The organism is Pseudarthrobacter sp. RHLT1-30-1 (assembly GCF_059383415.1).
On sequence record NZ_JBWZCG010000001.1, the window covers coordinates 149,093 to 166,978 of the forward strand.

A 17,886-nucleotide genomic window follows, 5' to 3' on the forward strand; every position below is an offset into this window, starting at 1 on the left:
AGGTCCGGCCAGTCTAGGACGGTAAGCATACTTATGGATAGGGGCCGTTGTCCTCTTGCGCTCTGAAAGCCGACTCTCAGCTAAGCGCGGCCTCGACGGCTTCAATAACCTCCGGGGAGTCGGGTTCCACCGTCGGAGCGAAACGGGCCACCACCTCGCCGTCGCGGTTGACCAGGAACTTCTCGAAGTTCCACTTCACCAGTCCTGGCAGGAGGCCCTTCTTGAAATTTGTGAGCTCAGCATAGAGCGGGTGCTGGTTCTTTCCGCGGACGTCGGCTTTGGTCGTCAGGGGAAAGGTCACGCCGAAGTTCCGTTCGCAGAACTCGGCGATCTCGGCGTCGGCCGCTGGCTCCTGGCCGGCAAACTGGTTGCAGGGGACGCCGAGCACCTGGAAGCCCTGCTCCCGGAACTTGTTGTGAAGCGCCTCGAGGCCGGCGTACTGCGGCGTGAAACCGCACTGTGAAGCGACGTTCACCACCAGCACCACCTGGCCCTTGAAGCGGCCAAAGTCGGTGCCTGTGCCGTCGATGAGGGTAAGCGGAATGCTGTGCAGAGCGGTCATGGCTGGTTTCCTCGCGAAGTCGTTCAAGAAGGTCGTGTCCGGGCACGATGTTCCGGAATTGGTCACGACAGTCATTCGGTACCAACGCGCGAGGGTATGGGTTTGTGCCCGCTACGGGCCAGGAGCCAGCGACGGGTCCGTGGTCACCGACGTCCCGGTGGACTCCGTCGGTGCAGGCGGCGCAGGTTCCGACGTTGGCACTGGCTCAGGGGCCGGCGGCGGCGGCGGCGGCGGCGGCGGGGGCAGCACCGGTTCCGCCACAGGCGGCGGCGGGGGCGGGGGCAGCACCGGTTCCGCCACAGGCGGCGGCGGGGGCGGGGGCAGCACCGGTTCCACCACAGGCGGCGGCGGGGGCGGGGGCAGCACCGGTTCCACCACAGGCGGCGGTGGCGGCGGGGGCAGCACCGGATCCGCCACAGGCGGCGGGGCCGGTTCCTGCGTGGGCTCCTGCGTAGGCGGTGGGGCCGGGGGTTCCTCGCTCGACGGTGGCGGCGGCAACGGCGGCGCGGTGGGCTCCGGGGTCGGCGTCGGCGATTGCGGTGGCGGCGGCACCGAGGTGCCTGGCGCCGATGAAGTCGGGGTGTCGCTGGGGTCGGGAGTGCCGCTGGGAAGCTGCGATTCTCCGGGCGTGGTGGTCTCGCTGGAGGAACCGCTCGAGGGCCAACTGGACTCGAGCGTTGGAGTGCCCGACCTCGTCCTCGTGGGCGACAGCGCGTCCCAGATGGACGGCGTGGGAGTGGCTGCGGAAGTGAAGTAGGGCGTCCCGGGAGTCCCCAGCACCGCGGCGACGCGCGTTTCCTGGGCGCCCCCGGTGACTTCGTGCCGCCCGTCACGGGAGCCCGGGATAGCCCAGCCAAGGGAGGTGTTGGACGGCAGGCCGGCGTCGGGCGCGTAACTGGTCATCTCGAAGGTGCCGAGCTGATCCGTCTGCACGATGGGAAGCAGGACCCAGTCATGCGGGTTTTTATGGGAGCCGTTCAGGATGGTCTCAAAATGCAGGTGGCAGCCGGTGGAGGATCCGGTCGTTCCCACCCGGGCAATGACCTCGCCCACCCGCACCGAGTCGCCTTTCTTAACGGCGATCGCCTCAAGGTGGTTGTAGGTGGTAATGAGCCCGTTGCCATGGTCGATCTCCACACGGTTTCCGCCACCCCACGGGTGCCAGCCGACAGCCCGCACGACTCCAGCGTCGGCCGAATAGACCCTCGTTCCGCAGGCTGCAGCGTAGTCCTGGCCCCAGTGGAATTCTCCCGATGACCCCGTGATCGGGCTGGTCCGCAACCCGAACGGAGAAGTTTCGTGAAGTGATTCGAGGGGCGCCATCAGGAAGCCTTCTGCGGGCCGCTTCAGTCCGGCGGAGGCCACGTTAAGCTCCCCGGGGACGCCGTCCTTTGACGTTGTCTCAACCGTTGAGCGGCTGTAGGCGACCAGGGCAAGTGCGTCAGCGGTCAGAGCTGCCGTCGACGGGGCCCCAGCGCCGGCGGCGTCGGCGGCGAGAGCGTCGGCAGTGCCCGGATTCAAAATGCCCGGGCCCACGACGCCGGAAGCCAACAACGGGGAAGGCAAAACAGGGGCGACACCGCCAGACAATCCCTGGGCGCCGAAAGTCAGAACCGCCAACGAGAGGCAAAATCCCCCGGACAGACAGCGCGCTGCAATGATCCTTGCTCTGATGGCTTTTTCACTCGATGAGTTTCCCCAGTGTTTTCCCACGATGTGACTCCCGCATCCGGTCCGCCAGTCCCCAAGATTGCGGACTCACGTTCTTATGGCACCACAGCCGGAAGGCCCGTGGGAACGGTAAAACCTACCCTCTTTCAAACTCAAGTGGCTGGCGAGTAGTACTAGGTATTGGGCCAAGTATCGGGGCGGAGCACAGGTGCGCGAGAATGGCGTATGCGCAACATCCTCAGGGAGTGGCAGGGCGAGCTCAAGCACACGTTCACGGGGACCCGGGACGCCGTGCCGGAGTGGGTGCCACATCTGGCAGAAGGCGACGATGTTGGCTACCACTTGCCGGGTTCCGCCGTCTGGGCCGTCCATGGTGGCATGCCGACGATCGTGGCGGGCATCCGCGCCCTGCTGATGCAGGCGCTCCATCCCGGCGCGCTGGCCGGCGTCCACGACCACTCCCGCTTCCGAGAGGATCCGCTGGGCCGCCTGGCCGGAACGATCCGGTGGATTTTCACGGTCTCCTACGGTTCAACCGCCGCGGCCCGCGCGGCCTCCGGCTGGGTGCTCCGGCTGCATGGAACGGTGCGTGGGGAGTATGTGGACGGGCACGGCGCCGTCCGCAACTATGCAGCAAACGACCCGGAGCTGCTCCGCTGGGTGCATATCTCCTTCACCGACGCGTTCCTTTCGGCGCACAAGATCTGGGGCAGGCCGATACCCGGCGGCCCAGATGCCTATGTGCGCGAGTGGGCTCGGGCCGGGGAGCTGATGGGGGTGGAATCCCCGCCGCTGACCGAGCAGGCGATGCGCCGGCAGCTGGACCAGTGGTACGACGCCGGCGAGCTCCGCTCCGACCAAAGGGTTGCCGAGACGGTGGCATTCATCCGCAATCCGCCGCTCCACCCCGGGCTCAGACCCGGGTACCGGGTGCTGTTCGCTGCGGCCGTGGCGACCCTGGAACCCAAATACCGTGAGCTGCTGGGCCTCCGGACGGCACACTTCGGCCCCATCCCGCTGCCGGTCCGACTGGCCACCAAGGTGACCCTCGGCGTCGTCCACCTTGCCCTGGGCCGGATGGGGCCCAGCGAAAAGGCCGCCCGGGACCGGCTCCGCAGGCTGGGCCACCGGACAGGAGAATTGAACGTAACCCCACGTACCACCGCAGGGGGCGCTGAGGGCTGAGGGTCCAAGGCGCAAAAAGGCCCCGGTCCATGGGACCGGGGCCAAACGCGGAGAATGGGGGATTTGAACCCCCGAGGGCGTTAACCCAACACGCGTTCCAGGCGTGCGCCATAGGCCGCTAGGCGAATTCTCCAGTAGCTTCTGAATCAAAAGCAGATACTAGACTACCTGAACTTCCCGGCATCGCCCAATTGACCCCCGGGCCCGCCGGGACCCCTCGCCACGGGACATGCCCCGCCCCGGCCGCGGGAACTGGGCATAGTCCTGTTGTGCCCACTCCCGGGCACCAGGAATGGGCATGTCCCTCCGGGATTTGCAGGGCCCCGGGTGCCCGATTCGGGGCACACCCAATCGTCGGGTAAAGTTGCTGACGGCCCCTCATGTGGCGTCATCCTGTTGAACTCCCCCAGGACCGGAAGGTAGCAAGGGTAAATGGGCTCTGGCGGGTGCATGAGGGGTCTTTTATGTCTGTGCCGATTGGTAGGGTTTAGCTGTGACTGTTACAACCGCTCTTTACCGTAGATACCGCCCAGATTCGTTCGCGGACGTTATCGGGCAGGAACACGTCACCGAGCCGCTTATGACGGCGCTGCGCAAGAACCGCGTCAACCACGCCTACTTGTTCTCGGGCCCCCGCGGCTGCGGAAAAACCACGTCTGCCCGGATCCTGGCCCGCTGCCTGAACTGCGCCGAGGGCCCCACCGACACCCCCTGCGGCACGTGCCCCAGCTGCGTTGAACTCGCCCGCGGCGGCTCCGGATCCCTCGATGTGATCGAGATTGACGCCGCCAGCCACGGCGGCGTTGACGACGCCCGGGACCTGCGGGAACGGGCCACCTACGCCCCCGTCCGCGACCGCTACAAGATCTTCATCATCGACGAAGCCCACATGGTCACCTCCGCCGGCTTCAACGCGCTGCTCAAAATCGTCGAAGAGCCGCCGGAACACATCAAGTTCATCTTCGCCACCACGGAGCCGGACAAGGTCATCGGCACCATCCGCTCCCGCACGCACCACTACCCGTTCCGGCTCGTGCCGCCGGAACCGCTGATGGCGTACCTTGAGCTGCTCTGCACGCAGGAAAGCGTCCCCGTCGCCCCCGGTGTGCTCTCGCTTGTCATCCGCGCCGGCGGCGGTTCTGTCCGTGACTCCCTGTCCGTTCTGGACCAGCTCATGGCGGGCGCCGGACCGTCGGGCCTGAACTACGAACTCGCCGTCGCGCTGCTGGGCTACACCCATGCCTCGCTGCTCGACGACGTGGTGGAGGCGGTGGCAGCGTCCGACGCCGCCACTGTCTTCCGCGCAGTGGACCGGGTCATCCAGACCGGGCATGACCCCCGCCGCTTCGTCGAGGACCTGCTCGAACGCTTCCGGGACCTCATCATCGTCCAGGCCCTGCCGGAAAGTGCCCAGTCAATCCTCCGCGGCCTGCCCGCGGACCAGATCGCGCGCCTACAGAACCAGGCCCATAACCTGGGCGCGGCCGAGCTGTCCAGGGCGGCCGATATCACCAACACCGCCCTGACCGAGATGACCGGCGCCACCTCGCCGCGCCTGCACCTCGAACTGCTGTGCGCCCGCATCCTGCTGCCCTCCGCCGAGCAGACCGAGCGTGGCATCGCGGCCCGGATTGACAGGGTGGAACGCCGGCTGAATTACGCCGGGAACGACGTCGCCGCTCCTTCCGCGGCGCCCGCTGTTCAGACCCCAGCCGTTCCCGCCATGGCCGCTCCCGCGCCGGCGACCCCCGCACCTGCCGCCGCTACTCCGGCCGCTGCGCCTCCGGTCGCTGCGGCGGCGGCGGCGACACCACCCGCGCCTGCCGTGGAACCTGCGCGCGGCACCGTGGCGGGCCGGGACACCCTCACACCGCCTCGCGTCAGCACCGGTGACTGGCCGGTCGATGAATCTGCCGCGGCCAACCGAGCTACTGCGGAAATGGCCTCCGAGCCGCGGGCATCAGTGCCGGCACGGCCGGCGCCGGCCACCGCTGCGCCTGCCACCCCGGCCCCATCCAGCCCGGCGCCTGCCTCCCCGGCCCCATCCAACCAGGCTCCATCCGGCCAGGGTCCGTCCGCCCCGGCCCAGATCCCGCCGGCCCCCGCCCCTGCTTCCGGCCTGCCCGCCGCCCCTGATGCCACACCCGCCGCGGCGCCGATCACCGGTTCCGGGCCCGACGTCGAGGTCCTCCGCAGGGCCTGGCCGGAGATCCTGCAGACGCTGAGCAAAATCAAGCGGAGCACGTGGGCCCTCGTCGAACCGAACGCCCAGGTGGGCCACTTCGAAGACCATGTCCTGACACTCGCCTTCACCACCACCGGGCTGGCTGGCGCTTTCGGCCGGGCGGATCACTCCGAGAACCTGCGCCAGGCGATCCACAAGACCATCGGCATCGAATGCCAGATCAATGCGGTGGCCAGCGGAAGCAACAGCGCAGCGAGCTCTGAGCCAAACCCAAAAGCACCCGCTAGTCCGGACGTCCCGGCGACGTCCACCGACGCTGACTGGGGCCTTAGCCCGGCCGCCGCCCCGGACCGAACCGAACCCGCTCTGCCCCAAACAGTTCAACCCGGACCGGTTCAGCCCGCGGCGGCCCCCGCAATGGTTCCCGTCACGCCAGCCACTCGTGCCCAGGCACCGGCCCCTGCTCCCCCGGCGCCGGCAGCTCCCGCTCCAGCCCCCCACGAGGTACCCGCCCCGGCACCGGCAGGCCCGGCCGTCAGCGACCAGGAAAGCACCTTCGCGGAGCCTGCCGGATCCTACGCCTACTCCGACGGCGACTGGGGACCGCCCCGCGACGAGGACGCGCCGCCGCTGGATGAGGAACCGCCCATGGACTGGGACCCCTCCGCCCCCGGCCCGGCGAGGGCACCCCAGCCGGCCGCCGCCGCGCCCGCCCGCAAGAAAGCCGTCGCGCCCGCGCGTTCCGGCGCAGGATCCACAACGGCGCCGGCCAAGGCCCCCACCCCTGAGGCGCCCGACACCGCCAACGACCCCTGGGCCCGTGCCGTCGAGCAGTCCCCAGGAATCTGGGCGATCGGCACGGACTCGAACATCGGGGGCTACCCGGCGGATAGGTCCGAGACCCCGGAGCCCACCCCGGAGCCCGATCCGCCGCACTACGAACCTGCGGCGGCCCAGATCCCGCAGTACGCCGCGGCCGTGTCGGCGTCGGCCTCCTACGAGCCTGTCGCGTCCTCCTCGAACAGCTGGGCAGGTTCCGCGGATTTGGTGTCGGTCGGCGCCGCATCGCTTCCGGTCTCAGCAACCGCTGCACCGCTGGCAGCACCGTCGGCAGCTGCACCATCGGCAGCTGCGCCGTCGGCCGCGCCAGCAGCTGCACCCCCGGCGGAGCCCGTGTCCCCGGCCGCGCCGACCGCGACGGGCCGGCAGAGCCTCTACCAGCGGCTGTCCAACAGCCCGGAAGCTGAAGCCGGTCGGGCCAAGGCTCCGGCCCGGGCAGCGGCTGCCACCACCGTTTATGTGCAGGACATCCCAAGCGCGGACGACGAAACCATCGAGGAGTCCGGCGTGTTCGGCCGGGCCGCCGTCGAGCGTATCCTCGGCGGAAAGCTGGTCGAGGAGCGGTCGCTTGACGGAAGCCCGCTGGCTCCCCGCTCCTAGCCGTCCCACCCCGCGGCGCTCCGCCGACACCACCCCAACCGAACGAGGACATTGTGTACGAAGGTGCAGTTCAAGAGCTGATTGACGAGCTCGGACGCCTTCCCGGAGTCGGGCCCAAGTCCGCCCAGCGGCTGGCCTTCCATATCCTCGAGGCTGACCCGCAGGACATGAAGCGCCTTGTGGATGCCATCACCACGGTCAAGGAACGGGTCAAATTCTGCACGGTGTGCGGCAACGTCACCGAGCAGGAACTCTGCAACATCTGCCGGGACCCCCGCCGGGACCCCTCGATTATCTGTGTCGTCGAGGAATCCAAAGACGTGCTCGCCGTCGAACGCACCCGCTCGTTCCGGGGCCGCTATCACGTGCTCGGCGGGGCGATTAATCCCATTGCCGGCATCGGCCCCGAGCAGCTCAGGATCCGCGAACTCCTCACCCGGCTCAACGACGGCGCCATCCAGGAAATCATCATCGCCACGGACCCCAACCTCGAGGGCGAGGCCACGGCTACGTACCTCGCGCGGATGCTCAAGTCGATTGGCATCGCCGTCACCCGGCTGGCGTCAGGGCTGCCGGTGGGCGGAGACCTCGAATACGCCGACGAGGTCACCCTCGGCCGCGCCTTCGAGGGCCGGCGCAACGCCCTCACTTAAGCCGCCCGCGGCTTAAGACCCCGTGATGGGAGCAGCGGGTTCAGCCCTCAGGCGATGCGTGTGCCGCGACCCAGCCGGCGAACCGGAGTGCGGAGTGACCGCCAGCCGAGCCACATCAGGAGCGCCGCCAGCAGAACCTGCATCCCCAGTCCCAGCGGCCACAGTGGTGACGTTTGCTGCAGGTACGGAGCCTTTGGCTCGCCGTTAGCGCACGGGTAGGTCTGCTCAGGACCGGCCAGGGCATAGCGCGCGCCCTGGCTGATGGACTCGATGGTGCCGCCGGAGTAGTAGAAAGGCTCCGCGCTGCGATCCGGGTAGGGAATGGCATCAGCCACCACCACATAGGGATTCATGGCAAGCAGCCAGGCGATCCGCTCGGTGTGGGCGGCCGGCTGATCCCGGAGCGGTCCGGTGCAGGTGTAGGCCGGCGCGGCTTCCTCCGGCGTCGCTTGCTGGAAGCCTGGTGACACCGCCTCATTGGCCCGCACCGTGCCCTGGGTCAGACCCAACCCGAGTCCAAACGCAATCAAGGTGCCAACAACCAATCCCGCAACTGCCAGATACGTGATGACGATGGAGAACAGCGGCCGCCCAGCCAGCGCCGATATACCCACTCCCACGGCGCACACCACGCCCACTTCGAGCGTCAGCATCAGCAGCGCCACCAGCACGTGGCCAGCGGTCATGCCGCCAAGGACCACGCCGAAGACCAGGAATGGGATGCTGGTGAGAAGAAAAGCGAGGGCGGCAAACCACGCAGCGAAGAATTTGCCCCACAGGATCTGGCCGGGTGTCAGCAGTGTGACCTGCAAAATGGCCAGGGTGCCCCCGGCACGGTCGCCGTTAACCGCGTTGGCGGAGAGCGCCGGAGCCACAAGCAGCGCGAAGAGCAACACGAACGCCAGCACAACTTCGAAGATCATGGATCCCGGACCATTCGGCAGCGCGGGCGACACGCCCCCAAAGTCACGCTGGAATTGCTGGTTGGCGTTCCAGCTCGCCCAGGTCAGCCACGTGACCACAGCTGTGAGTGCAAACCAGATGGCCAGCATGATGTACCAGCCGCGTGACCTCAGCCTCTGCTTGAGCTCCAGGACGACGACGTCGCGGACCGCCGCCGTATACCGCAGGGCTCCGGCGTGCCCGGCCGGGCGGGGCGGCAACCCGCCGCCGGCCGGAGGGCTTTCCGTGGACTGGCTCATCGTCGCTCCCCCTCCAGGTTCAGGTAGGTCTCTTCCAGGGCCCCGGACGCCGGGGCGAACGAGGTCACTTCGATGTCGGCCAGCACCAACTCCCGAAGCAGCCGGGCTGCATCGACATCATTCCTCAGGAACAGGCTGACTGCGGGCTGCCGGCCGGTTTCCGGGCGGAATGCCATCCCCAGCTGGGTGAGTTTTGCTTCCAGGGCCCGGCCGTCGGCGGCGCGAATGGCATAGCGCCGGCCGCCGGCCGCCGCTTCCTCCACGGTCTGTTGCCGCACGGTGCGGCCCTGGTTGACGAACACAGCACCGTCGGCGATCTCATCGAGCTCGCTCAGGACGTGGGAGGACACCACCACCGCCTTGCCGGCGGCGGCGAGCTGCCGCAACATGACCCGCAGTTCAACGCGTGAGCCCGGGTCGAGGCCGGAGGCGGGCTCATCCAGGAGCAGTACCGAGGGATCGTGGATGAGGGCGCGCGCCAGGCTGAGCCGCTGCTGCTGGCCCCGGGAAAGCACCCGCGCGGGCTGGTCGGCCAGTTCCGTCAGCCGGACCTGGCCCAGCAGGTCCGCCACCCGCGGCGCGATGTCCGCCTTGGGTATCCCGTAGAACCGTGCCATCTGGGTGAGGATCTCGCGTGCGGTCAGCGACTCCCAGACGCCCAAGGTATCCGGCATCCAGCCGACCCGCAGCCGCGCTTCTGCGCGGCTGCGGGCGGGATCCAACCCGCCCACCGTAACGGCACCGGAGTCCGGTGCCAGCAGCGAGGCCAACATCAGCAGGAGGGTGGTTTTCCCGGCGCCATTGGGCCCGATCAGCGCGGTCACCTTCCCGGCCGGGGCATGAAAATCCATATTCACCACCGCGTGGACGGTGCCGAAGCTACGGCTCACAGCCGTCGCGGCGATTCCGCCGGTCAAATCCCGTGCCCGGTCTTGCCCGCCGGAAATCTCGCTGATCGCTGCCATGTACCGCGCACCTATCCCCCGATCGATACCGCTATGCCATCTCCGATCCTACGGGGCAGAATTCCGTGTGGAATCAAGTAGTTGGCGGAGATTCGGTCACAATTCATCGCTCGGAGGCAGCCGGCGATAAACTGGGCTGAGAAGTTACGCCGTCGCGCCGTTTGGTTGCTTGGCCCAGAACCCCGATGATCCAGTGAGGGTGCGCGCATGAGTTTGCCCACTACCGAAGTCCACCCCGGACCGCAGCCCCAGGTGCTGCCCGTCTCTGCCGCTGCCACCAAGCACCTTGTGGTGAAGAAATTCGGCGGCTCCTCCGTGGCCGACGCCGAGGGCATCAAGCGGGTAGCCCGGCGGATCGTGGATGCCCAGAACGCCGGCGACGAAGTCGTCGTCGTCGTCTCCGCCATGGGCGACACCACCGATGAACTTCTCGACCTCGCGTCCCAGGTCACCGATTCCGCCCCGGCCCGTGAAATGGACATGCTCCTTTCCGCCGGGGAGCGCATCTCGATGGCCCTGCTCGCCATGGCCATCAACAAGTTCGGCGCCTCGGCCCAGTCCTTCACCGGATCCCAGGCGGGCATGATCACCGACGGGATCCACGGCAAGGCCCGGATTATCGACGTCGACCCGCACCGCATCCGCACCGCCCTGGACAAGGGACACATCGCGATCGTCGCGGGCTTCCAGGGCATGAGCCGCACCACGAACGAGATCACCACCCTGGGCCGAGGCGGCTCGGACACGACGGCGGTCGCCCTCGCCGCAGCCCTCGACGCCGACGTGTGCGAAATCTTCACCGACGTCGACGGGATCTACACCGCCGATCCGCGCGTGGTCGCGTCCGCCCGGAAGATCGACCGGATCTCCAGCGAGGAAATGCTCGAGCTGGCGGCGTCCGGCGCCAAAATCCTGCACCTGCGCTGCGTCGAGTACGCCCGCCGGTTCGGTGTTCCGCTTCACGTCCGTTCCTCATTCAGCCAGAACGAAGGCACCTGGGTCCTCCCCAGCGCCGACGACAAGATCACAACCCACGAGGGAGTTGCCTTGGAGCAGCCAATCATCTCCGGTGTTGCCCACGACCGTTCCGAGGCCAAGGTCACGGTGGTCGGAGTTCCGGATATCCCCGGCAAGGCGGCGGCGATCTTCCAGGTCATCGCGGACTCGCACTCGAACATCGACATGATCGTCCAGAACGTGTCCACCCACGGCACCGGCAAGACCGACATTTCCTTTACGCTGCCGATCGTCGAGGGCGCCGATGCCCTCGCCGCCCTGCACGCCGCGCAGGACCGGATCGGCTTCGAAACCATCGAATACAACGAGAAGATCGGCAAACTCTCGCTGATTGGCGCCGGGATGCGTTCCCACCCGGGCGTCTCTGCGCGGTTCTTCGCCGCCCTCTCCGAGGCCGGGATCAACATCAACATGATCTCCACGTCCGAGATCCGGATTTCCGTCGTAACGCACGCGGACCTGCTCGACGACGCCGTCCGCGCCATCCACAAGGCCTTCGACCTGGACACCGAGGACGAGGCCACGGTCTACGGCGGCACCGGCCGCTGAGCCGCCCCGGCGCGGACTGCACCACGAATTAACTGACGGAGGGAGCGGCCTGTGCCGCTCCCTTTTATTATGCCCTCGCGGGGGCTTGCTCAGACTTCCTCTTTCGGGAGGTCTTCCTTTCGGACTGCGTAGTGGTGTCCCTGCGCGTCGGTCTCCACTTCGAAACCGGCAAGTTCCACCTCCGAGGCCTGCTCGAAGTCGTCACGCCGGTGCACGACCGGCGCCGCGTAATCTCCGCGCGAGGCAGGGCCGAACAGGAAGCGCGCCCAGGACGACGGGTGCAGGTGCTGCCTGAGTGCCATCTTTCTGAGTGCAAGTGCCATAATTCCCACCCCCTCTCCAGCGTCCGGGCCGCGGGGATCGGCCGCGGCTGAGTGCTGGTGCCAGTGTCCTTATTTTACGCCCGACGCCGGGAATTGGCATGGGCGCACCCCGCTGAGCAGGGGCTCTAGCGCAGCGATTTGTCCTCGGGGTTGCGCGGCACAACATAGGTGCTGCCGTCGGGACGGTGGAGGGTCTCCCATTGCTGGGTTTCGGCTTCCCGCTGGACCAGGAGTTGGCGGTTCTGTTCCGTCATTTCGTGTCCAAGGGCGCTGCGGTTGGCCGGTCCGAGAATCATCCGGATCTTGCCCATTGCGCGCATGAACCTCTGCGAGGCGCTTTCCGCTTTGTCCCTGGCCATCACTATCCACTCCTTTGAACCTGACGATTCAACCAGTGTACGCTAATCATTAGTGTACTAACTATCCAAAGGAGGGTCCAGTGGCGGAAATGGCCGAGGGAACCCAGGACGATCTCCTGCTCGAACACCAACTTTGCTTTGCCCTGACCGTGGCCTCCCGCAGCGTCGTCGGCGCGTACAAACCGGTGCTGGAGAATCTTGGGCTGACGCACCCCCAGTATCTGGTGATGCTGTGTCTCTGGGAATCCAGCCCCCGCTCCGTTCGGGACATCAGCGAGGCCCTCGCCCAGGAGCCGGCAACCATCTCGCCCCTGCTGCGCCGCTTGGAGACGGCCGGGCTCATCACGCGCCAGCGGGTGCCGGGCGACGAACGGACCCTTGCCGTGGATCTGACACCGCTCGGCGCGGCGCTGCGGCAGCAGGCCACCGCTGTGCCCGGAACCATGATGGACCTGCTGGGCCTGACCCGCGAACAGGTTGGTGAACTGCACGCCGCCATGATGGGCCTGATTGCAGCCACAAAGACCGCTGCCGGGAACGCGACGCGGCGGTAGACTGGGCGAAACACGGGAGGACGTCTCATGCGCAAGCAATTCAGTCATGCAGCGATCGTTCTGATGGCGATTGCCGGACTGGCAGCCTGCTCGCCGGGAGCCGCGCCATCGCCGTCGCCCACGGCGTCCGCCCCGACGAGCGCGGCCAGCCCGTCGGCCACCCTCCCGCCGGACGCCGAGACGAAAACTCCCGCCCCCTCGCCGTCTGCGGCCCCGGTTACGTCCGGTCCCGGCCAGGGAAATGCCGAACTGGCAATTATGGTCAAACCGTCCGAGTCCGGCACGCCGTCGAACTTCACCCTGGTCTGCGTGGCCGGCGTCCCGGCCGCCGAGAGCCAGCATCCCGACGCCGCCGCAGCCTGCACCGCCGTCAAGAACGACGCGGCGCTCCTGAGCCCGGAGCCCCGGCCAACGGACCGGGCCTGCACGCAGCAGTACGGCGGACCGCAAGAGGCGACGGTGACCGGCGTCGTGGACGGCCAGCCGGTCGAGGCGACCTTCAGCCTGCGTGACGGCTGCGAGATCTCCGCCTGGAACGCCGCCAAGGATGTCCTTGGCTCGACCGGCGGGGCTGTCTAAGCTGCAGCACCTCACGCAGGAATCCTGGCTGCCGCGCCAGGCCGCCCACCAGGCGCGCGTCCGGCGCTACGCCGAGCCCTACCTGGCCCGGCGGTCGGCCGGCAAGAAGCACCCCGTCGAGGACTTCCTCTTCACCTACTACACCCAGAAGCCCGGCCAGCTGGCGCGCTGGCACCCGGGTGCCGGCGTCGTACTCTCCGGTCCCGCGGTGGCGGAGCGCGCCGGCTGGAAGTACTACCGCACGCCCGACGGCGGTGACCTCGCCGCTGCGGGGCTCCCGGCGGGCCCCCCCGCCGTTGCGGTCGACGTCGAAGCGTTCCTCCGGGACCGGCGGGACGCCGTGCAGTTCGCCGGCATCATCCTGGCCGGAACAGCGGCGCGGCCCGCCCAGTTCGGCTGCTTCGGGCTGCATGAATGGGCAATGGTCTACCGGCAGGACAAATTCGAACTCCGGCACGAGTATCTGCAGCTCCGGCTCGGTTCCGGACGGACCGACGAGGTGGTCGAGGAGAACCGGATCCGCTGCTCGCACTTCGACGCCTTCCGCTTCTACACTCCCGACGCGGTGCCGCTGAACAGGCTGCGGCCAAGCCGGGAGAACCAGCGGACGATCGAGCAGCCCGGCTGCCTGCACGCCAATATGGACCTGTACAAGTGGGCCTACAAGCTGGCCCCGCTACTGCCCAGTGAACTGGTCATGGACTGCTTCGAGCTCTCCTGGCGGATCAGGGCCATGGACATGCAGGCATCCCCCTATGATCTGACAGAGTGGGGCTATCCCGCCATCCTGATTGAAACGCCCGAGGGCAAGGCCGAGTACGTTGAATACCAGCGCTCCTTTGCCGCCGAATCGCAGGAACTGCGGCAAAGGCTGCTGCGGGAGCTTACGCCCCTGCTCGAGTTGGCGGCTTCCGGGCCCGCCGCGGAACGCACGGAAGGACAACAATGACCGCCACGCACGAAAGTCACAGCCGCCACGAGATCGAGCTCACCGTCCGCCTGACCGACGCCCCGGGCGCCCCGGAATACGTGTTCCAGCTGGAGGCCACGGGCGGAACCCTGGCCGAAGGGTGCACTCTGCCGGATTCCGCAGCAGCCCTCGCGGCAGTGACGGAGCACGGGGAGGACATCTTCTTCCCCAAGCCAGGTCCGCCGAAGATGTGCACCCAGCAATACGGCGGTCCCCAGGTCGCCGAGGTGACGGGCTGGTTCCGGGGCCGGGAAGTCCACAGCACGTTCAGCCGCACCGATGGCTGCGAGATCGCGCGCTGGCGTGCCATGGCGCCGCTACTGGGCGGGGTCGCGGGGTCCACCGGGGCAATCTGAGCTGCCGCCGGCTGCAGCCTGAACGAGAACTTGGCCCGGCAATTTAAAACGCAATGGCCGGCGGTGGAACCGCCGGCCATTGCCTTTGCTGTCAGGGTTGCAGTTTCGCCTAGATGGCGTTGTTGGGGCGCTCAAGCTCCTGGTTCTGGACCTTGGACTGCTGTGCTGGACCGTCCGACGTCGGCGCCACCGAAGCCGCGCCGGCGGCGTTCACCAGCACAGTGACGAAGGTCGGCTCGCTGGCGCCGGCAAAGATGATCCGGCCGATGTAGGAGCCGGGCTTAAGACCGGTCCAGTTCAGCGTGATCTTTCCCGTTTCACCGTTGGGCAGCACCAGCGGGTTCGGCGTGACCGTCGCGTTGTTCTCGTTGGCACCCAGGACCGCGGCGTCGACGCTTGCCTTACGGGCCTTGCCGTCCGGGCTGGAGTACAGGTTCGCGTAGATCGTGTACGAGCCGGCGGCCGGGTTCGGGATCGACAGCGTCTCGCTGGCCGACGCTGTGGCGACCTGTTCGACGCCCCTGGGGGTGGACACCCACATGTCGAAGTCCGAGTCCGGGTCAGCGGAGAAGACCGAGAACTTGGCCAGCGGAGCGCCGGCCGGGACCTGCACGGTCTTGACGAAGGTAGAGGCATTGGCGCGGCCTGTGAAGGCTCCCGGGATCAGCTCCACGGCAGTGGAATCCGCCTTCGACAGGCCGTCCAGGGTCATGCTGATCGGCTTGTCGGTGCCGGAAACAACGCTGATGTCGCCCGAGCCGGTGCCGGAGTCCGTGCTCAGGAGCACATCCTTGGCGGCCACAGCGGACTGCGGCCGGACTGAGATCGGCGAGGTGACGGTCTTGCCTGCACCCTCCCAGCTCAGTGAGCCCATGGCGAACTCGCCCAGCGCCGCGCTCTTGTTCTCGAAGCTGACCTTGAAGGTCTTCTTTTCACCGGCGGCCTTGAAGTTCAGGGCCGCAGGAGAAACGCTGACCTTGATGCCGGGCACATTGGCCTTGACCTTGTAGATGCCCGGGGTCAGAGCGGTAACCGTGCGGGTGACCTCGATCTTGCCGGCGAGGTTGCCCAGCGAGAAGGACGCGACGTTCATGTCCCGCGGCAGCGTGCTGGACGGCAGGTTGAGGTTGATCCCGGTGCCCTGGATGAATTTCCAGTAGTCCTCCTCGTTCGCGTCGTAGACGAGGCCCGGATCGACCATCCGTGCCGGGTCCACCTGGCCCGCGCCGGTGGCGTGGACGTCCGTGTTCTTGGAGCCATCGGCGTTCACGACATTGCTTGCCGTCGTCATCATGCTGGACTTGATTGTTGCCGGGGACCAGTTCGGATTCTTGCCCAGGAGCAGCGCGCCGAAGCCCGCAACGTGGGGTGCCGCCATGGAGGTGCCGGACATAAAGCCGAACTCCGCGCCGTCGGCGCCAATCGGCGAGACACCGGCCAGGACGGCAACGCCCGGAGCGGCGACGTCAGGCTTCAGCAGGTCCGAATCGGTGGCCAGCAGCGGCCCGCGGGAGGAGAAGCCGGCGATCTGCGGCTGGGCCTCAAGCGGCAGTCCGGTGGTGTCCTTGTTGACCAGGGAAACCTTGATATCCGGCGTAGCCGTCACCTTGGCTTTGATCGCCCCGGTGGCCGGCGGGTTCACGTGGACCGTGGGGACCGCGTGCTGGTCGGTGTCCAGCGAGGAATTGCTCAAGTTCACCAGGATCATGCCAACACCGCCGCCACGCGCGACCTCAGCGCTCTTGGCGACGCGGTCAACAACGCCGCGGTCACAGACGACAACCTTGCCCGCCACCTTGGCCGGGTCAAGGGTGCCGGGACCGCACTGCACGGCTGGCGTCGGCGGGGCGGCGGCGGCCGCGTTGGCCGCCAGCACAACGCCGGCGTCCTTTACCTCTTTGCTCATGATGCTGGCGCCACGGAATTTGGTGCCGTCAGCGAATTCAACCGTGCCCTGAAGCTCCTGGGAGAAGCTGCTGGCCGCGACCGTAGTAACCCAGGGTCCGCCATGGTTGACGGTGCTGGCCGTCGGACCGGAGTTTCCGGCCGAGGCGGCGACGAAGATGCCGACGGACGCTGCGTTCAGGAAAGCAATCGAGACCGGGTCGATAACGGACGTCGCGGAACCGGAGATCGAGTAGTTCAGTACGTCGACCCCGTCCTCGATGGCCTGCTCGACGGCGGCAACCGACGCGGAGCTGTAGCAGCCGCCCGTGTTCGGATCTTTGTCTTCCCAGCAGACCTTGTAGACGGAAAGTTTGGCAGCCGGCGCGACGCCGCTCGTCAGGCCGAAGCTGCGGCCGTCGACGAAAGTCTCGACGTTGGCGTTGCCGGCAGCGGTGCTTCCGGTGTGGGTACCGTGGCTGGCGACATCGACCGGGGACAGCAGCTCCTCCGGAGCACGGCTGGCCGGGGGAACGGTGCGCAGGAAGTCATCGGCGAAGTAGTGGGCACTCAGAACCTTGGAGTTGCAGGCGGAGCCGTCGAAGTCCTGTCCCGTCTGGCACTCGCCGGTGAAGATGTCGCCGTCGGACTTGAGCATGGCGATCTTGCCGTCTGCGTCCTTGTACGGCACCCCGACGACAGCCGGGCCGACGAGGGGTTTGACCTCGTCGCCGGCGAAGAACGCGCTGGACGGGGTGTAGCCGGTGTCGATGACACCGACGACGACGCCCTTGCCGGCGCCATCCTGGCCGCCGAACTTGGTGTTCCAGGTTCCGTTGGGGCCGCTGAGCTTCAGGAAATCGGTGCTGGAATAATCAGGAGCGTTTTCCGTGTCGGGTGCAACCACCAGCACGCTGGGGTCCTTCGCCAGTTTGCTGGCCTGATCCGCCGTCAGGTTCGCGCTGAAGCCATTAAGCGCCGCAGTGAACTGCCGGTTGATCTGCACGTTCTGCTGGCCTGCTACCTCGGCCTGCTTCTTTTCCAGGTGCGCCTGGTACCGCTGCACTTCGGCTCTCTTGGAGTCGAGTTTTTTGCCCGACTGCGGTTTAGTTGCCGCCAAGCCGGGTGTGCCGCCGTCGTACGTGGCCGCCGGCTTCTCGGCCAGGACAACGATGTAGCGGCCGTCCGCGTAGCTTTCCGGGGCCTGATTCTTCTGTGCCACTGCCGCGGGCGTGGTGCCCGCGGCAGGTGCCGCGATGGCTGGCGCGATCGCGACTGTGGACAAGAGAACCGGCAAGCCCAGAGTCAGCGCCACGGCCCTCCGGAGTCCCCCGCTTCGAAGGAAGCTCTTTCCTGGTGATTTCACGTGTGGTTGAACCTTTCATAAGGAACGGTCCCGGCGTTGCTGCCGGCTCATCGGCTGGCGGGAGAG

At 67.4% G+C, this 17,886-nt stretch carries 15 protein-coding genes, 1 tRNA gene, 1 other RNA gene and 1 pseudogene; 10 read left to right on the forward strand and 8 right to left on the reverse strand.

The window, feature by feature from the left end; genetic code table 11:
* Nucleotides 1-76 precede the first annotated feature (76 nt).
* Nucleotides 77-562, reverse strand: coding sequence for a glutathione peroxidase (locus tag AC50YM_RS00715; protein ID WP_494955101.1), 486 nt, complete (start codon nt 560-562; stop codon nt 77-79).
* Here AC50YM_RS00715 and AC50YM_RS00720 point away from each other — a divergent pair.
* Entirely contained in the window at nt 561-1,319 is a 759-nt protein-coding gene (locus tag AC50YM_RS00720; RefSeq protein ID WP_494955425.1) for a hypothetical protein, read from the forward strand. The genes AC50YM_RS00715 and AC50YM_RS00720 overlap by 2 nt on opposite strands.
* Before the next feature lie 212 nt (nt 1,320-1,531).
* On the opposite strand, the pseudogene AC50YM_RS00725 reads toward AC50YM_RS00720, so the two are convergent.
* Nucleotides 1,532-1,885: pseudogene (locus AC50YM_RS00725) on the reverse strand (M23 family metallopeptidase); the annotation flags it as partial.
* A gap of 573 nt (nt 1,886-2,458) precedes the next feature.
* Between AC50YM_RS00725 and AC50YM_RS00730 the strand changes: the two are divergent.
* The gene (locus AC50YM_RS00730) at nt 2,459-3,418 is read left to right on the forward strand and encodes an oxygenase MpaB family protein (RefSeq protein ID WP_494955102.1); all 960 of its coding nucleotides are present in this window, start codon (nt 2,459-2,461) and stop codon (nt 3,416-3,418) included.
* 48 nt (nt 3,419-3,466) lie between these two features.
* Here AC50YM_RS00730 and AC50YM_RS00735 read toward each other — a convergent pair.
* Nucleotides 3,467-3,551, reverse strand: a tRNA-Ser gene (locus tag AC50YM_RS00735).
* Between the two features lie 236 nt (nt 3,552-3,787).
* Here AC50YM_RS00735 and ffs point away from each other — a divergent pair.
* The 3 genes from ffs to recR all read left to right on the forward strand — a co-directional run bounded on the left by ffs (nt 3,788) and on the right by recR (nt 7,696).
* Nucleotides 3,788-3,884, forward strand: an RNA gene (gene ffs, locus AC50YM_RS00740) — signal recognition particle sRNA small type.
* Nucleotides 3,885-3,911: 27 nt separating this feature from the next.
* Nucleotides 3,912-7,043 (forward strand): DNA polymerase III subunit gamma and tau, encoded by a 3,132-nt coding sequence (locus tag AC50YM_RS00745; protein WP_494955103.1) that lies wholly within the window; start codon nt 3,912-3,914, stop codon nt 7,041-7,043.
* Between the two features lie 53 nt (nt 7,044-7,096).
* Nucleotides 7,097-7,696, forward strand: a complete 600-nt coding sequence (recR, locus tag AC50YM_RS00750; protein WP_494955104.1) for a recombination mediator RecR — start codon at nt 7,097-7,099, stop codon at nt 7,694-7,696.
* A gap of 47 nt (nt 7,697-7,743) precedes the next feature.
* Here recR and AC50YM_RS00755 read toward each other — a convergent pair whose 3' ends face one another.
* Complete coding sequence (locus tag AC50YM_RS00755; RefSeq protein WP_494955105.1) at nt 7,744-8,898, reverse strand: ABC transporter permease; 1,155 nt, start codon at nt 8,896-8,898, stop codon at nt 7,744-7,746.
* The gene (locus AC50YM_RS00760; protein WP_494955106.1) at nt 8,895-9,863 is read right to left on the reverse strand and encodes an ABC transporter ATP-binding protein; all 969 of its coding nucleotides are present in this window, start codon (nt 9,861-9,863) and stop codon (nt 8,895-8,897) included. The genes AC50YM_RS00755 and AC50YM_RS00760 overlap by 4 nt, the downstream gene beginning before the upstream one ends.
* Nucleotides 9,864-10,070: 207 nt before the next feature.
* Here AC50YM_RS00760 and AC50YM_RS00765 point away from each other — a divergent pair, with 207 nt between their 5' ends.
* A complete protein-coding gene (locus AC50YM_RS00765; RefSeq protein ID WP_494955107.1) occupies nt 10,071-11,429 on the forward strand; it encodes an aspartate kinase in 1,359 nt (452 codons plus the stop codon).
* Between the two features lie 89 nt (nt 11,430-11,518).
* Here AC50YM_RS00765 and AC50YM_RS00770 read toward each other — a convergent pair whose 3' ends face one another.
* Entirely contained in the window at nt 11,519-11,731 is a 213-nt protein-coding gene (locus tag AC50YM_RS00770) for a hypothetical protein (protein ID WP_494955108.1), read from the reverse strand.
* A gap of 146 nt (nt 11,732-11,877) precedes the next feature.
* Nucleotides 11,878-12,111 carry a hypothetical protein gene (locus AC50YM_RS00775; RefSeq protein ID WP_494955109.1) on the reverse strand — a complete coding sequence of 78 codons (234 nt, stop codon included), beginning with the start codon at nt 12,109-12,111 and terminating at the stop codon, nt 11,878-11,880.
* 89 nt (nt 12,112-12,200) lie between these two features.
* On the opposite strand from AC50YM_RS00775, the gene AC50YM_RS00780 reads away from it, so the two are divergent.
* The 4 genes from AC50YM_RS00780 to AC50YM_RS00795 are packed head-to-tail and all read left to right on the forward strand — an operon-like array spanning nt 12,201 to nt 14,570.
* A complete protein-coding gene (locus AC50YM_RS00780; RefSeq protein ID WP_494955412.1) occupies nt 12,201-12,665 on the forward strand; it encodes a MarR family winged helix-turn-helix transcriptional regulator in 465 nt (154 codons plus the stop codon).
* Between the two features lie 27 nt (nt 12,666-12,692).
* Complete coding sequence (locus tag AC50YM_RS00785) at nt 12,693-13,244, forward strand: SSI family serine proteinase inhibitor (protein ID WP_494955110.1); 552 nt, start codon at nt 12,693-12,695, stop codon at nt 13,242-13,244.
* Nucleotides 13,213-14,193 carry a 3-methyladenine DNA glycosylase gene (locus AC50YM_RS00790; RefSeq protein WP_494955111.1) on the forward strand — a complete coding sequence of 327 codons (981 nt, stop codon included), beginning with the start codon at nt 13,213-13,215 and terminating at the stop codon, nt 14,191-14,193. Before AC50YM_RS00785 ends, AC50YM_RS00790 begins: the two co-directional genes overlap by 32 nt.
* Entirely contained in the window at nt 14,190-14,570 is a 381-nt protein-coding gene (locus tag AC50YM_RS00795; protein WP_494955112.1) for a serine protease inhibitor, read from the forward strand. The genes AC50YM_RS00790 and AC50YM_RS00795 overlap by 4 nt, the downstream gene beginning before the upstream one ends.
* Nucleotides 14,571-14,679: 109 nt before the next feature.
* On the opposite strand, the gene AC50YM_RS00800 is transcribed toward AC50YM_RS00795, so the two are convergent.
* Nucleotides 14,680-17,820: a S8 family serine peptidase gene (locus tag AC50YM_RS00800; RefSeq protein WP_494955113.1), complete on the reverse strand. Its 3,141-nt coding sequence runs from the start codon at nt 17,818-17,820 to the stop codon at nt 14,680-14,682.
* Nucleotides 17,821-17,886: the final 66 nt, after the last annotated feature.